Raw genomic sequence first — 14,798 nt, 5'->3', positions numbered from 1 at the left:
CCGGACATCTTCTTTCCCGACGAGGTAGGCATGACGCAGCGCACGGCATTGGTCACGGGTGGCACCGGAGGAATCGGTACCGCGATCGTGCGCTATCTGGCCCGACAGGGTCATCGCGTCGCCACCAACTATCGCGACGAGGCCCGCGCCGCCGCCTGGCGCGAGGACATGATCCGTGACGGCATCGAGGTCGTGATGGTGGCGGGCGACGTGTCCGATCCGGTCTCGGCCGAGGCCATGATCCGCGGCGTCGAGGATCTGGCCGGCCCGGTCGAAGTACTGATCAACAATGCGGGCATCACACGCGATACCACGTTCCACAAAATGGACTACCAGCAGTGGACCGAGGTGGTGAACACCAACCTCAACGCCTGCTTCAACGTGACCCGTCCCGTCATCGAGGGCATGCGCGCACGGCGCTGGGGCCGCATCGTGCAGATCAGTTCGATCAACGGCCAGAAGGGTCAGTACGGTCAGGCGAACTACGCCGCCGCCAAGGCTGGCGTGCATGGATTCACGATCTCGCTGGCCCAGGAAAATGCCCGCTTCGGCATTACCGTCAATACGGTGTCCCCGGGCTATGTGGGCACGGACCTGGTCATGGCCGTGCCCGACGATATCCGCGAGAAAATCATCGCCCAGATCCCGGTCGGCCGTCTTGGCCGCCCCGAGGAAATCGCGCACGCGGTGGCATTTCTTACCGCGGAAGAATCGAGCTGGATCACCGGATCGAACCTGGCGATCAACGGCGGGCACTACATGGGTTGGTGATCGCGACCGGCCGTTGCTTTTAAGCCTTCGTCAGAAGGCTCATCACCTTGCCCACCGCCGCGAATGCGAAGGCACCGGTGACGTGGGCGGCGGCACCCAGACCGCCGCCGCAGTCCAGCTTCAGCGCGTCCCCACCCGGTGGACGCACGCCGCATACCGAGCCATCCGGCTGCGGGTAACGGACATTCTCCAGCGAGTACACCGCCGATACGCCGAAGAAACGATCGGGATTGCGCGGAAAACCGTGCTCCTGACGGAGCTTCTTGCGGATCATGCTGAGCATCGCGTCGTGCTCGGTACGCGAAAGATCGCGCACCCGGACCAGGGTCGGATCGGTACGTCCGCCAGCCGCCCCGACCGTCACCAGCGGCAGCTTACGCCGACGACACCAGACGATGGTTTCCAGCTTGACCTTCAGCGCGTCGCACGCATCGAGGACGACGTCGTACTTCCGGTCCAGCAACTCGTCCAGGGACGACGAAGTAAGGAAACGCTCCATGGCCTCCATGCGGATGGCCGGATTGATGGCGTGGGCGCGCTCGGCGACGACCCCGACCTTAGGCTTGCCGTACTGACCCTCGAGGGCATGCATCTGCCGATTGGTGTTCGACAGACAGACATCGTCGCCATCGATCAGGGTCAGCCGCCCGACCCCGCTGCGTGCCAGGGCCTCGGCGGCCCAGGACCCCACGCCGCCCACGCCGATAACGCACACGTGGGCCTGGGCGAGGCGGTCGAGGGTACCCGTACCGTACAGACGTTCGATGCCGGCGAAACGCTCGGCCTGGTTAGGATTCATGAAAGGGAGGCTCTGGGAATGCGAGTGTCGGCCGTTAACGGGGACGGGCGTCGTCGCCGACTCTGCGCGGATTATCCCATATTGAAAGAATCGAGCCGTTCGCTATGCTGACAGCCCCAATCAATGGACTGTCCATGCGCGCCCTGCTCCTGATCGTCCTGGGTCTTGCCGTGGGTGCCATGGGTGCCACCTTTGCCTTTAGTGCCCTGCGCCAGGGCACGCCCTATCACCGGGGGGTGATGGCGATCATGCAACACCATGTCGGAGTCCTCAGGAACGGCCTGCGCAGCCAGCAGTGCGACGGCCCCGCGACCGCGGCGCGGCTGGCGCGCCTGACCGGCGCAGCCGCCGATATCGAAGAAGCCTTCCCCGGCATGGACAAGGGCTTTTACGACGCCGCCCGCCAGCTCGACACCGCGCTGGCCGGGGCAACGAAGGCCGCGCCCGCGACGTGCGCGGCCCTGATCGTCGCGCTGAAGCCAGTGAGCGACGCGTGCCAGTCCTGTCACCAGAATTTCCGTTGAGCATGCCGCCCTCCCCCGCCTTTGCCATGCACGCATCCGGAGGGGGCGCTTCTCAGCGTCCACGCCATGTCTCCAGCCGGGAATAAGTTCGCTCACCCGGCCCGCTTCGTGCGGATGCAGGCGTGGCTGTTCCTGCGGGCGATGGGGCGCTTCGAGTCGACGATGTTCGCCCGCACGCGCTATTCGCAGCCCAAGATGGTGGCGATCGGCGTGGTCGGCTGCTTCTCGCTCGCCATCTATTACCCGGTATGGGCCTTCCTGTTTCCCCAGCCCTACGAGAACCTGCCGCTGCGGCTGGCCTGCAGTGCGACCTTCCTTCCCCTGGCGCTGCTTCCCTGGTGGCCGCGACGGTTCAGGGCCTGGCTACCGTCGTACTGGTATCTGGCGATGACGATCGCGCTGCCCTTCTTCGTGGGCTACATGACCCTGCGCAATGCCACCCCCGCATGGCTGATGACGCACATGGCGGCCGTCATGCTGCTCATGATGCTCTTCGATGTCGCCAGCTTCCTGCTGGTGTTCACGGCGGGCAGCATCTTCGCGACCATCGCGTTCCTTCTGTCGCCGGCCGCGCATCTGCACGTGGCGCCGATGCTCGAATACATACCGCTGCTCCTGTTCGCGATGGTCGGCGGCGCCGTGTGTAGCGTGTCGTCGTCGATGGCCGAGCAATCGCGCCTCGACGCTCTGACCGCCGCATCGAACAACATCGCCCATGAGTTGCGCACACCGCTCGGATCGTTGCGGATCGCCGCGAAGGCTATCGGCCGGTTCATGCCGGACCTCATCCGCAGTCATCGGCTGGCCGAAAGCGAAGGCCTGCCCGTGCCGGAACTGCGAGAACAGAATCTGCACGCGCTGGAACGCAGCCTCGGCGTCATGGAGCGCGAGGTTACCTACGCCAACACGATCATCGACATGCTGCTGCTTGCGGCCCGTCCCATCGGAGAGGTACCCCTCCACCCGCTGTCGGCGAGGGAATGCGTCGAGCAGGCGCTACGCCGGTTTCCGTATGGCTCGCGCGCCGAGCGCGACCGGATCATGCTCTCCCCGACGGGCGATTTCACGCTGATGGGTGCGGAAAGCCTGTTCGTGCATGTTCTGTTCAATCTTCTTCGCAACGCTTTGTTCCATACGGGACGTGCCGGCAAAGGCGAAATCGGCATTTATATCGAGCCCGGCGAGACCTCCAACCGTATCCGGGTCTACGATTCGGGTCCGGGCATTCCACCGGATGTCCTGCCACGGATATTTAACCGTTTTTACTCTTATTCCAGCGAAGGCCACGAAGGCGGCGTCACCGGCTTGGGAATAGGGCTCGCTTTTTCCCTCGCGGCGATGGAGCATATGGGCGGAGGCATCGTCTGCCATTCCAACTGGGGTGAGTTCACCGAGTTCACCCTCGACTTTCCTCTTCCGGATACCGGCGACACGCAGTGATGACGTTGAATGCGCAGGGCGATATCCAGCCCTTCCACTTTCCCACCACCACCGTGCTGGTGGACGACCACGAGGAATACCTCGACGTCGTCCCGTTGCTGCTCGATCCGATGATGCGCGTGCGCACGTTCAGTTCGCCACGCGCCGCACTGTCCACGCTGGGCAATACCGGCAGCAGGCCCGTTCCGGGCGGCGGCTGGCTATATCGCTGGAAAGACCGCCCCTCGGAAACCCAGGAACTGGTCGCGCTGGATATCGATTCGATCCATCGCGTGGTGTACGACCCCGAGCGTTTCGCCGAAATCTCGGTCGTCGTCGTCGATCAGGCGATGCCGGACATGGACGGCATTACCTTCTGCAAACGCTTGCCGAACCCCCATATCGGAAAGATCCTGCTGACCGGCCGGGCCGACGATGCCACGGCCATCGACGCCTTCAATTCAGGTGTCATCGACCGTTTCATCCGCAAAAACGACCCGCTGGCGATCGAAAAACTGCAAACGGCGATCGTCGAGCTTCAGCGTCGCTATTTCGAACGCGCCAGCGCTTTCGTCGCAGAAACCCTGGCCCTTGGCAATTTCCGGTTCCTTCGAGACCCCGCTTTCCGCGAGGTACTGCAAGGCGTAACGGCCACATTCCAGCCGGTGGAGTGCTATGTGCACTGCAATCCGACCGGTTTGCTGCTCCTCGATGCGTGGGGTATCGGCCGGTTCCTGCTGGTGCAGACGGACGAGGACCTGCGTACGCACGTCGAGATCGCGTCCGATCTGGGCGCCCCCGATTCGGTGCTCGAATCGATGCGTTCTTGCGAAGCCCTGCCCTGGTTCGCCTCGCGCGACGGCTTCTACCACAAGAGCATTTCCCAGCCCGAAGCCCATATGTACCCGGCCACGGCGGTGTCCGGCGAGCAGTGGTACTACTACGCGCTGATCGACGATGTGGAGCGGTTCCGGCTCCAGCACGTCAAGTCCTACCGCAGCTGGCTTCGCGAACAGGACCTCAGCCTTGCCGCGGACAGTCGCGGCCGGTTCATCTAGCCCCCCAGCGCCTATCCAGTAAGGTATTTCCCGCAGGTGTCGCTCCGGTGCGAGCCGGGATTCGTGTGCGCGTTGCCTAAGCGTAGGCCTGCGCACGCCTTCTCTCGTTACCTACACCTAACGGCTAGGGGGCGTCTCAAACGTGCCGCCTCTGTCTCTCTTATACGCGCCGACCAGGGCGAGGTCGGCGTGCGCGCGTGCGGGCAGTGCGATCCGCAGCGTGTGCGATGTCGCCCAGACATAACCACTACGAGAGAGAGAGGAAACCACCATGGAGAACGTATCCGTCCTGCACCGCGTCCCGAAAGCTCCCGCCCTTCCGGAGTTCGTCAGTCGCCGCGTGGATAAATTTCACAACGAACGGGTGGCCATCGACTGGGGTGGCCGTCACATTTTGCGCGGCCGGAAACCCTCGGCGAAAGATCTCTTGCTACAAAGCAACGACTATCTGTCGATTGCCGGCCATCCCGACATTGTCGAAGCACAGCGCTTGTCGCTCGCCGAGGGTGGGCTTGGGATGATGATGTCCGCGCTGTTCATGCAGGATGCGAACGATCCGTTGCACCGCGTGGAGTACGAACTCGCCCGTGCTGTCGGCACAGAGAACGGCATCCTGGCGCAATCGGGTTACGCGGCGAATGTTGGCCTTATCCAGTCGATCGCGGACGATCGGACGCCGGTCTACATCGACATGCTGGCGCATGCGTCTCTCTGGGAGGGTATTCGCAGCGCCGGAGCGCGAGCGGTGTCGGTGCTGCACAACGACACAACCCACCTGGAACGACAGGTCTTGCGCAACGGACCGGGAGTCATCGTCGTCGACGCGGTTTACAGCACGAACGGCAGTCTGGCACCGCTCGTCGAGATCGCCGCGGTAGCCCAGGCATCGGGATGCGTCCTGATCGTGGACGAATCCCATTCTCTCGGCACGCACGGCACGCGTGGCGAAGGTCTGGTGGCCAGTCTTGGACTTCAGGACCGGGTCCATTTCATCACCGCCAGCCTGGCGAAGGCGTATTGCTCGCGCGCCGGATTCATCGCCTGCACCGATCGTTTCAAGGATTATTTCGGTTGCGAGGCTTTGCCCGCGATCTTCAGCTCGTCGCTGCTGCCCTCCGAACTGGCAGGCATGTCGGCATCGCACCGGGTTATCCAGACAGAGGGCTGGCGGCGTACACGACTGCGCCAGGTGACCCGGCACGTGCGCTGCGAACTGACCCGGCTAGGTTATCCCATCGCCGATGGCACCGAGCAAATCGTTGCGTTCGAAGCAGGGGTCGAGATACTGACCGGCAAGGTACGCGACGTACTCGAACGCTACGGCATCTTCGGTTCGGTATTCAGTGCGCCTGCTACAACGGTCAATCGTTCGCTACTTCGACTCACGCTGAATGCGGGCATGAGCGATAGCGACGTGGAACGCCTCGTCGACGTGTGCACGAAGGCACGCGATGAACTCGACCTTCCCGCATGGAGCGCCAGTCGCCGCGCGAAGCGCGGTGCGCAACGATCGCTGGAATACGTGGCCTGACGAACAACCGCGGGGCGTGCCGCTCGTCAGAGCGACACGCGCCCGCGCAGTATTTGCCAGAACATCACCCAGTCGCCCATCAGGCTCCAGAGCGGATGCCGGAATGTCGCCGGCCGGTTCTTTTCGAATACGAAGTGCCCGATCCATGCGAATCCATAACCACCGACCAGGGCCAGCAGCAGCCAACGCAGCTGGCCCGTCGATATCAACAACGCCAACGCAAGGATAACGACCCAACTGCCGGCGAAATGCATGCGGCGGCAGCGCACGTCGCGGTGTTCGCCGAGATAGTAGGGGTAGAAGTCCTTGAAGCTGGCGAATTCTTTCATGGCGTTATCGCGGCCTGCATGGGGGATGGATAGTGGGGGCGCACGGTTGAGTACGACGAAACGCACCAGCCTCGGGAACGAAGCAACGTTGCCAGCCCTCCCTGTCTCGCGAAGTTACGCCCCCACTACCCATCCCCCACCCCCGCTCCTCAATACGCCGGCAGCGGAATGAATTCGCCGTCGTCACCCGGCACCGTGCCGAACCGTTGCGCCTGCCAATCGTCTTTCGCTTGTTCGATCCGCTCCTTCGAGCTGGATACGAAGTTCCACCAGAGGTGGCGTTCTCCATCGAGCGGGGCGCCGCCGAAAAGCATGATCAACGACGATTTCTCCGCCTTGAGTACCGGCGGTTCGCCACCGTATTGCACTCCCATGCCGAGCGCGGGCAGATCGAGCCCGCCAAACGTCGCATGACCTTCCACGACGTAAACGCCCCATTCCGCATGGATGTCCGGAAGGACGATCGATGCGCCGGCATCGAGGCGCGCCTCGACGAAGAACATCGGCGCGAACACTTTCACCGGCGACTTCCGGCCAAAGGCTTCGCCGGCAATGACCGTCAGACGTGCGCCGTCGAGCTCGACCCTTGGCAGTTCCGCGGCGGCGTGATGATGAAACTCGGGTTCGATTTCCTCGAACGCTTTAGGCAGGGCGACCCACACCTGGATGCCATGCAGGTTCTGGCCATGGTGACGTTCGTCCGGCGGCGTGCGTTCCGAATGGACGATGCCGCGCCCTGCCGTCATCCAGTTCACATCGCCCGGATGGATATCGACGTTGCTGCCCAGACTGTCCCGATGACGGATCGCCCCCTGGAAAAGCCAGGTAACGGTAGCCAGGCCGATATGCGGATGCGGCCGCACGTCCATGCCGGAATCCTCGGCAAAATCGGCCGGTCCCATCTGATCGAAGAACACGAACGGACCGACGTGCCGTGCCTGCAGATGGGGCAGCAGACGGCGAACGACAAAGCCATCGCCCAGATCGCGTTCGCGTCCTTCCACCGAAAATGCCGTCGCGGTCATGCGTGGACTACCTCTGTTTACCAGGCACGAGCGTACTGCTTTGGCGCGTCGACCGACACACCCAGAGCGGCTGCCGCGGTACGCGGAAAATATGGATCGCGAAGGTTTTCCCGCGCGATCAGCACCATGTCCGCATGGCCTTCGCGGACGATCGCTTCAGCGTGATCCGGACTCGTGATAAGTCCCACCGCGCCCACGGCGATATCCGCCTCGGCGCGAATGCGGGTAGCGAACGGTACCTGATACCCGGGAGCGAGCGGGATCTTCACGCGGGGCACCAGACCACCGGACGACGTATCGACAAGATCGACACCCAACGGCTTCAGGCGACGCGCCAGCTCGACGCTTTCGTCGGGCGTCCAGCCACCGTCCGCCCAATCGGTGGCGGAGATGCGCACCCACAGAGGCAAGTGCGAAGGCCAGACTTCGCGTACTGCGCGAACGACGTCGAGCAACAGGCGCGTGCGTCCTGCAAAATCGCCACCGAACGCGTCGTCACGGCGATTGCTCAGCGGCGAAAGGAACTGATGCAACAGATAACCGTGCGCCGCATGCAATTCCACCAGATCGAACCCGGCGTCGCGCGCACGCACGGCCGCCGCGCGAAAATCCGCGACCACTTTAGCGATAGCCGCATCATCCATCGCTACGGGAATGTGCCAGTCGCCATCGAACGGCATGGCGGACGGCGCAACCGTTGCCCATGCGCCTTCGGCTTCGGACAGGGGGCCGCCGCCAAGCCAGGGCGCATGAACGCTTGCCTTGCGCCCCGCATGAGCCAATTGCACGCCGGGAACGGCGCCCTGTTGGCGTACGAAGTCCGTGATACGCCGCCAGGAAGCTACCTGCGCGTCGTTCCAGATACCGACGTCACCTGCGGAAATCCTGCCCTCCGGAGATACCGCCGTCGCTTCGGAAACGACGGCACCCGCACCTCCAACCGCCCGGCTACCGAGGTGGACCAGATGCCAGTCGTCGGGCACGCCATCGATAGCGGAGTACTGGCACATCGGCGCGACAACGATACGATTGCGGAAAATCACGTCGCGCTGCCGCAAGGATTCGAAGAGAGTCATATCCGTCCCGCGAGGAAAGAAGAAGAAACCTTACCTTCCGGCGAGCCCGCGTCGATTCAAGCGGTCTGGTCGATCCAGTCGGCGATCCGGCAGGCGATGGCATCCGGCCGCTTCATCCACGCAAAATGATCCGCAGGCTGGCCATCGAGCAGGTCCGGTCCGACAACATCCAGGGTGCGCGCTGCCAAGGGCATCTTGTCCACGAGGAACTGGAGGGATGCTGCAGGACCCAGCCAGTCGTCCCGCAGGCGCAGGCCAAGGATCGGCGACGGCTGCTTCCGCAGCGCGTCGTCGAGATCGACATCCAGGCCACGGGCACTGTAGCGGCCCGTGCGACCGCTACGCGACCAGTCGGCGATGACGCCCCGAGCCTCGTTGCCGCCGAACCCGATACGCCGACCGGGCAGATAGCCAACCAGAGCGGCGAGCAACGGGGCGCCCACATAGGCCATGCCCACGGCGAGGCCGAAGTTGCGCCAGTACGGCGACCCGCTGGCAACCAGCGCGATACCCTTCGGAGCCTGGGTCGAGGTTGCCGCGAACAAACTGGCCAGCTGGCCGCCGAGGCTGTGACCGCCCAACCATAACGGGACATTCGGCAGTGCCGCCCGAAGCGCCTCGCGACTCGCCGGAAGATCCTCTTTAAGCAGTTCGCGATAACCCCAGTCCGAAGCTCTGCCGGCTCGTCGATCGCTGGAACCGATACCTCGCCATTCGTGCACCCCCACCGCGACACCACGACATGCGAGCGCCAGGGCCAGCGCTTCATAATGGCGGGCGGGAACGCCCATGGCGGGCACCCACATCAGGGCGGTTTGCGGCGACTTCGGCTCGTAGACCAGCAGCCCTGCCTGAGCGCCGTCGGAACTGCGCGCGATCCGTACGTTTTGCGCGATGCTGCCGAATGCACCTTCTTCGGTCATACCCCGGATGCTCCCCCAACTTAAAAAAAAGGCCGGGCGTCGCCGCCCGGCCCATCGAAACATGATCCGAAAATGTCAGACCGGCTCGACGTCTTCAGCCTGAGGACCTTTCTGTCCCTGGGCGGAAACGTAGCTGACTTTCTGACCTTCCTGCAGCGACTTGAAGCCGTTGCCCTTGATGGACTTAAAGTGAACAAACAAGTCCGCGCCGCCCGCGTCGGGCGTGATGAAGCCAAAGCCCTTCGCGTCGTTGAACCACTTAACAATACCCGTTACACGATCCGCCATAACACACACCTCAATCCAGACACTGGAAAATCGGCTTGCCAGCCGACGACTTACTGAGCATGCAGGACCGGGTGAGGCGATGGAGCGGGTACTCTCGCTTACATCGGGCCACTCGCGTGACCGCGCAAACACAGCGGCTTCGATAATACTCAGATTCAGCCAAAGTGCTGTAGGAAAATGCCTACAAACGTCGTTTTTTTGACGCCCACGTCGCGATTTCGGGCATTAGCACAGGTCAGGCACTAGCCTAAGGCCCTGAACGGCCATAAATAAGGCTCTTCACGCATTAGCGGGGACGGCTTGAGGTGTCTCGTCGATCTTCGGTCGAGGACAGCCGTCTTACACTTGTGCTGTCGGGGAAGCCGCGACCGGGTTGGCCCTTGGGGCCTTCGGCGCCGTCCCTGCGGGAGCGGGCCGTAGTTCCGCTTCGCTACGTCAGTGGGGTATCGCGGCCCTCGGCTAAGGCGGCCCCAAGGACCAACCCGGCCACGGCACCGTCGACTGCGGTTTGCTGCGGGCAGAGCGCGAGCCGATGCACGTGATGGGACGGGACCAGATACGGTCACCACCGGTCATGCGTCACACGCTGCTTTCCCCCACGTAACCGCAACCTCCGGAAGAGCCGTCGGCCACCGCCCTCGACGCACTTGCGGAACCGAGCGCGGCGGGCGGAAAAGGCCCGTAAGGGGGCGGACCAGGACGGTCCGCCGTTTTCGCTGAGGCAGGAGCCGAATCGAAAACCCCCGCCCGCCGCGCGGGCGCGACGGGGCGCAGCCATAGAACACCAGCCGCGCAGCGGCTATCCGTTCCCGAGCGACGGTGAAGCCGGAGCGTCGAGGGCGGTTGAGGTGGTCTAATCTTTCTGGACATCCTGAGGGGATTCACAGCCAGAACGAGGTGAACCATGGGACGTAAAAATATTACGCAGGCGCAGCGGGACGAAGCCGTGCATCTGATCCTGGCCGAAGGCCATTCGACACGGCAGGTGTGTGAGATGTTGGATGTCGGCCCTACGGCGTTAAGACGGTGGGTGGCAATGTACCAGGCAGAGCATCCGGCGCCAGGCAGCCAAAGGACGGCCGACGAGGACCGTCGCCGTGTCGTCGAGCTCGAGGCGCAGGTGCTCAAGCTCCAGGAGGAGCGCGAACTGCTAAAAAAATCTATCGCCTTCTTCGTTCGGGAGAACGATCGCCCACGGCGGTGATCGACGAACTGAAGGGGGCGTACGCGGTCACCCAGCTTTGTGACGCCATGGAATACCCCCGCAGCAGTTACTACGCCGGGCGCGGCGCGGAGGAACGGCCGATTCCTGACGAGCCGAAGGCGGTGACCTCGGTTCGGCAGATTCATCGGCAGAGCCGAGGCAGCTACGGTACACGCCGCATGGCTGCGGAGCTTGCCCGGCAAGGCATGCCGACGGGTCGATATCGCGCCCGCACCCTGATGAAGAAGGCGGGTGTGTGGGCCGAACGGGTACGCCGGCACTCCTATCGCAGAGCGAGCAAGGCGGCGGTGCCCGCCCCCAACCTTCTTGCGCAGCAGTTCAACGTGGCCCGGCCCAACCAGGTCTGGGTCGGCGACATCACCTTCCTGCCGACCCGACAGGGCTGGCTGTACCTGGCCATCGTGGTGGATCTGTATGCCCGGCGGATCGTCGGCTGGGCGTTCTCGATCCAGCCCAACGCGAACTTGGCGCTGGCTGCTCTGGATCGGGCGGTGAAGGATCGCAGGCCCTCGGGTGAGCTGATGTTCCATTCCGACCAGGGCTCGCAATACAACAGCTTCGGCTTCATTCGGCGCCTGCAAGGCCTGGGAATCACTCAAAGCATGAGTCGAAAGGGACACTGCTGGGACAATGCTGTCGCCGAGCGGGTCTTCGCGTCGTTGAAAACCGAATGGATGCAACGGACCTACGACACTCGTCACGAAGCCGAGAGCGACGCCACGGTCTTCCTGACGTCTTACTACAACTACCGGCGCCTGCATGCGGCCAACGGTCAGGTCCCGCCAGCCATCCACGAGATGCTGACGGCCCGAAAAAAAAACCTATCGGGTGTTTAGAAATACTTGACCACCTCAGGTGGCCGACGGCTCTCCGCGAAGCGTCCGAGCGCAAAAGCGATGGCGAAGCCGAGCCCTCCCCGACCATGCGTGAAGAACCATAAAAAAAGCCGGGCGTCGCCGCCCGGCTTTTTACGTACCAGAGGTCTAAGCGATTAGATCGCCTTGACTTCCTCAGCCTGAAGGCCCTTCTGGCCGTTCACGACGTTGAAGCTAACCTTCTGGCCTTCCTGCAGCGACTTGAAGCCGTTGCCCGTGATGGCACGGAAGTGCACGAACACGTCGGCGCTGCCGTCTTCCGGCGAAATGAAGCCGAAGCCCTTCGCATCGTTAAACCACTTAACCGTACCCGTCTTGTTGTCAGCCATTACACACACCTCGATCCACACATTTAAAAATCGGCTTGCCAGCCGACGACTTACTGAGCATGCAGGAACGGGTGAGGCGATGCAGCGGGTACTCTCGCATACATCGGGCCGCTCGCGTGACCGCGCAAACACAGCATGTCGATCATAACGAGTTTTGAGCGAACTTATGTAGGTGAATGCCTACAAATGTGCGCTTTTCTCATTATTTTTCGTGAATTCTTAGTGAATTCGGCAAGTCGAAACCAAAAAAACACAAAGAAGCCGGACGTCATCGCCCGACTTCGTCTTTACTGCCAGATGCCGAAACCGATCAAGCGGCCTGGACTTCCTCGGCCTGAAGACCCTTCTGGCCATTGACGACCTTGAAGCTGACCTTCTGGCCTTCCTGCAGCGACTTGAAGCCGTTGCCGGTGATGGCGCGGAAGTGCACGAAGACGTCAGGACCGCTATCGCGGCTGATGAAGCCGAAGCCCTTGGCGTCGTTGAACCACTTTACGGTGCCGATCTCACGATCCGACATAGAAACACTCCAATACTTTACTTTGCTTTAGATACGCCGCCCTATGACGGCCTGTTACTTCAAGACCAACCCCCGGAATTCGCGGGCGGACTGAACTGGTGTGCTAGGAAACGCGAGGAGCGAAGCGATGTTGCGGACACAAAATCAGCGGCATCGGGTCAACGGAACTCTGTGACCCCGGCAAACACAGTGAACAGATCATACGCGCAGAATGCATAAATAGCGATGGCACCGACCTTTTCGTGCCTGAACGGGTATAAAGACTGTCTCGTCGCACCCTGACATTGCTTTCACCCCAAAAGGTCGCATGCTTGGCGCCGCCGTATCCTCGAGTGGCCCGCGCCACGGTATCCATTCACCACCCACGAAGGGGGAGCCCCATGAACAACCCGATCGTACGCCTCGTCCCGCTGGCCTTCTGCGCCCTTGTCCTGGCGGCCTGCGCCGACCACAAGACCACGCCCGCCACGAAAACGGTCACCACGACATCGACAACGGTCGTCCCCGCCGCACCGGCGACGTCCACCCACACAACGTCCGGCGGCACGAAGACGACCTCGACAACGACCCGCACGTCCAGGCAAGCCGCCGCCAACAGCGCGCCCCTGCCGGAAAACACCGGCATCGCGGCCTGCGACGAATATCTGGCCAGCTACAAAAGCTGCCACCTGGCCGCCGGCATTTACAAGCCAGGGGATATCGAGACCCGTTACGAAGATATGCGCACCAGCCTGCTTCGCCAGTCACAGGACCCGGACATGCGCGACCAGCTGAGTGCCCGTTGCACCTCGCTGGCCTCCCAGCTGAAGCAGGCACTGCACGGAAAGTCCTGCACCGATGCCCCCGCTCCGGCCTCGACCCGCTAGGCCTCCCTGGCCAGCATCCGATTGAGCCCCGTGGCCAGACCGCGGGGCTCGCTACGGTCGACAACGACGTGCGGTGCGCCATGCCACGCCGCACACGCGCGCAGCGTCCGGACAAGGCCGGTCATCAGGGCATCGTCCGGCACAACGCCGTCTTCCAGCCAGATACCCTTCACCTGAAATCGCCCTTCCTGGCGATGGGCCTTGGCATCCAGCCGGCCGACCAGGCGGCCGCGATGCAGGATCGGCAGCACGAAGTAGCCGAATCGCCGCTTCGGCTCCGGGGTATAGCACTCCAGCGTGTATTCGAAATCGAACAGGTCCAGCACGCGGGCGCGATCCCACACGACAGGATCGAAAGGCGACAGCAGTGCCGTCTTCGTGGCCCGCAACGCGGAACGGGCACCATCGGCCAACAAGTCCACCTGCGACGGATGCGCGTAGCCCGGACCGTCCCACCCGTCGACCGTGACCTGAAGTAGCTCGCCGCGCGCAACCATCGGTGCAAGCTCGTCGTCGGTGACACGCGGCGTCAACCGACAATAGTCCGCTATCCAGCGAGCGCGGGTTACGCCCAGCGCACGAACGCTGTCCCCGATGAAATGACTGCGGATCGCTTCGTCGCTCAGCACGCTCGTGGGCGGCGGAACGGGCCAGCCCGCCAGCACCCGTTCGGCCAGATCGTAGACACGCTGGAACCGGTCGCGCCGGGACACCATCAGCCCGCCCATGGCGAACCAGGCTTCCAGCCAACGCTTCTCGGGCTTCCAGCCCCACCAGCCCTTCGTTGCAGGCATGTCGCGTTCGAAGTCGCTGGCGCGCATGGGTCCGTTCTCGCGGACACGCAGCAGCAGCGCGTCCATGTCACCCCGGGCCTGGGCATACGTTTTCGACGCGCTGCGATGGGCCCAGTGTCCGGCGCGACTCTGGCGAAAGTCGCGGTGATAGCGGTAATCCGCAGCGGCGACGAAACATGCTTCGTGCGCCCAGCATTCGGCGAGCAGACCCGTCGCAAGCGCATCCTCCAGCCACTCGGGCCGATAGGCGCCGAGGCGGGAAAACAGCACGAAATAAGGACTACGCGCGACGACATTGATCGTGTCGATCTGCAACATGCCCATACGCGCAATGGCACCGGGTATGTCGGATGGACGCGCCTTCCGCGAGGGATCCCTGAGCATGCCTTGTGCCGCCAGGTGGACAAGCTGGGCCGAGCGTTGCGAAAGCCGGATCACATTCACTG

The 14,798-nt window shown here is 63.0% G+C and carries 17 protein-coding genes; 8 read left to right on the top strand and 9 right to left on the bottom strand.

Going from position 1 to position 14,798, the window contains the following annotated elements; genetic code table 11:
- Positions 1 to 30: 30 nt before the first annotated feature.
- A complete protein-coding gene (phbB, locus tag AC3IR3_RS07020; RefSeq protein ID WP_132141283.1) occupies positions 31 to 771 on the top strand; it encodes an acetoacetyl-CoA reductase in 741 nt (246 codons plus the stop codon).
- Positions 772 to 790: 19 nt separating this feature from the next.
- Here phbB and AC3IR3_RS07015 read toward each other — a convergent pair whose 3' ends face one another.
- Positions 791 to 1,570: a tRNA threonylcarbamoyladenosine dehydratase gene (locus AC3IR3_RS07015; protein ID WP_489196220.1), complete on the bottom strand. Its 780-nt coding sequence runs from the start codon at positions 1,568 to 1,570 to the stop codon at positions 791 to 793.
- A gap of 134 nt (positions 1,571 to 1,704) precedes the next feature.
- Between AC3IR3_RS07015 and AC3IR3_RS07010 the strand changes: the two genes are divergently transcribed.
- The 4 genes from AC3IR3_RS07010 to cqsA all read left to right on the top strand — a co-directional run bounded on the left by AC3IR3_RS07010 (position 1,705) and on the right by cqsA (position 6,102).
- A complete protein-coding gene (locus AC3IR3_RS07010; protein WP_489196219.1) occupies positions 1,705 to 2,094 on the top strand; it encodes a cytochrome c in 390 nt (129 codons plus the stop codon).
- A 66-nt stretch (positions 2,095 to 2,160) separates the two neighbouring features.
- Positions 2,161 to 3,534: a sensor histidine kinase gene (locus AC3IR3_RS07005; RefSeq protein WP_489196218.1), complete on the top strand. Its 1,374-nt coding sequence runs from the start codon at positions 2,161 to 2,163 to the stop codon at positions 3,532 to 3,534.
- A complete protein-coding gene (locus AC3IR3_RS07000; RefSeq protein ID WP_489196894.1) occupies positions 3,534 to 4,571 on the top strand; it encodes a response regulator in 1,038 nt (345 codons plus the stop codon). The genes AC3IR3_RS07005 and AC3IR3_RS07000 overlap by 1 nt, the downstream gene beginning before the upstream one ends.
- Before the next feature lie 271 nt (positions 4,572 to 4,842).
- Positions 4,843 to 6,102 carry an alpha-hydroxyketone-type quorum-sensing autoinducer synthase gene (cqsA, locus tag AC3IR3_RS06995; protein ID WP_489196217.1) on the top strand — a complete coding sequence of 420 codons (1,260 nt, stop codon included), beginning with the start codon at positions 4,843 to 4,845 and terminating at the stop codon, positions 6,100 to 6,102.
- Between the two features lie 26 nt (positions 6,103 to 6,128).
- Here cqsA and AC3IR3_RS06990 read toward each other — a convergent pair whose 3' ends face one another.
- The 5 genes from AC3IR3_RS06990 to AC3IR3_RS06970 form a co-directional block, all read right to left on the bottom strand.
- Positions 6,129 to 6,431, bottom strand: coding sequence for an Mpo1-like protein (locus AC3IR3_RS06990; RefSeq protein WP_489196216.1), 303 nt, complete (start codon positions 6,429 to 6,431; stop codon positions 6,129 to 6,131).
- 149 nt (positions 6,432 to 6,580) lie between these two features.
- A complete protein-coding gene (locus tag AC3IR3_RS06985; protein ID WP_489196215.1) occupies positions 6,581 to 7,456 on the bottom strand; it encodes a pirin family protein in 876 nt (291 codons plus the stop codon).
- 17 nt (positions 7,457 to 7,473) lie between these two features.
- Positions 7,474 to 8,532, bottom strand: coding sequence for an NADH:flavin oxidoreductase/NADH oxidase (locus AC3IR3_RS06980; protein WP_489196214.1), 1,059 nt, complete (start codon positions 8,530 to 8,532; stop codon positions 7,474 to 7,476).
- Positions 8,533 to 8,588: 56 nt separating this feature from the next.
- Positions 8,589 to 9,455: an alpha/beta hydrolase family protein gene (locus AC3IR3_RS06975; protein WP_489196213.1), complete on the bottom strand. Its 867-nt coding sequence runs from the start codon at positions 9,453 to 9,455 to the stop codon at positions 8,589 to 8,591.
- 75 nt (positions 9,456 to 9,530) lie between these two features.
- Positions 9,531 to 9,743, bottom strand: coding sequence for a cold-shock protein (locus AC3IR3_RS06970; RefSeq protein WP_489196212.1), 213 nt, complete (start codon positions 9,741 to 9,743; stop codon positions 9,531 to 9,533).
- 904 nt (positions 9,744 to 10,647) lie between these two features.
- On the opposite strand from AC3IR3_RS06970, the gene AC3IR3_RS06965 reads away from it, so the two are divergent.
- Positions 10,648 to 10,947: a transposase gene (locus AC3IR3_RS06965; protein WP_489195336.1), complete on the top strand. Its 300-nt coding sequence runs from the start codon at positions 10,648 to 10,650 to the stop codon at positions 10,945 to 10,947.
- Positions 10,944 to 11,804 (top strand): IS3 family transposase, encoded by an 861-nt coding sequence (locus AC3IR3_RS06960; protein WP_489195337.1) that lies wholly within the window; start codon positions 10,944 to 10,946, stop codon positions 11,802 to 11,804. Before AC3IR3_RS06965 ends, AC3IR3_RS06960 begins: the two co-directional genes overlap by 4 nt.
- Before the next feature lie 155 nt (positions 11,805 to 11,959).
- Here AC3IR3_RS06960 and cspE read toward each other — a convergent pair whose 3' ends face one another.
- Both cspE and AC3IR3_RS06950 read right to left on the bottom strand, forming a co-directional pair.
- On the bottom strand, positions 11,960 to 12,172 hold the full coding sequence (gene cspE, locus AC3IR3_RS06955; RefSeq protein WP_489196211.1) for a transcription antiterminator/RNA stability regulator CspE: 213 nt from the start codon (positions 12,170 to 12,172) through the stop codon (positions 11,960 to 11,962).
- 310 nt (positions 12,173 to 12,482) lie between these two features.
- The gene (locus tag AC3IR3_RS06950) at positions 12,483 to 12,692 is read right to left on the bottom strand and encodes a cold-shock protein (protein ID WP_132141271.1); all 210 of its coding nucleotides are present in this window, start codon (positions 12,690 to 12,692) and stop codon (positions 12,483 to 12,485) included.
- Between the two features lie 380 nt (positions 12,693 to 13,072).
- Here AC3IR3_RS06950 and AC3IR3_RS06945 point away from each other — a divergent pair, with 380 nt between their 5' ends.
- Complete coding sequence (locus AC3IR3_RS06945; RefSeq protein ID WP_489196210.1) at positions 13,073 to 13,558, top strand: hypothetical protein; 486 nt, start codon at positions 13,073 to 13,075, stop codon at positions 13,556 to 13,558.
- Here the strand turns inward: AC3IR3_RS06945 and AC3IR3_RS06940 are convergent.
- Complete coding sequence (locus AC3IR3_RS06940) at positions 13,555 to 14,736, bottom strand: winged helix-turn-helix domain-containing protein (RefSeq protein WP_489196209.1); 1,182 nt, start codon at positions 14,734 to 14,736, stop codon at positions 13,555 to 13,557. The two genes, AC3IR3_RS06945 and AC3IR3_RS06940, sit on opposite strands and share 4 nt — an antisense overlap.
- Positions 14,737 to 14,798: the final 62 nt, after the last annotated feature.

The organism is Luteibacter sp. GL_149 (assembly GCF_057834065.1).
Note: the sequence above shows the minus strand (reverse complement) of the source record. Positions and strands in the feature narration are given on the sequence as shown.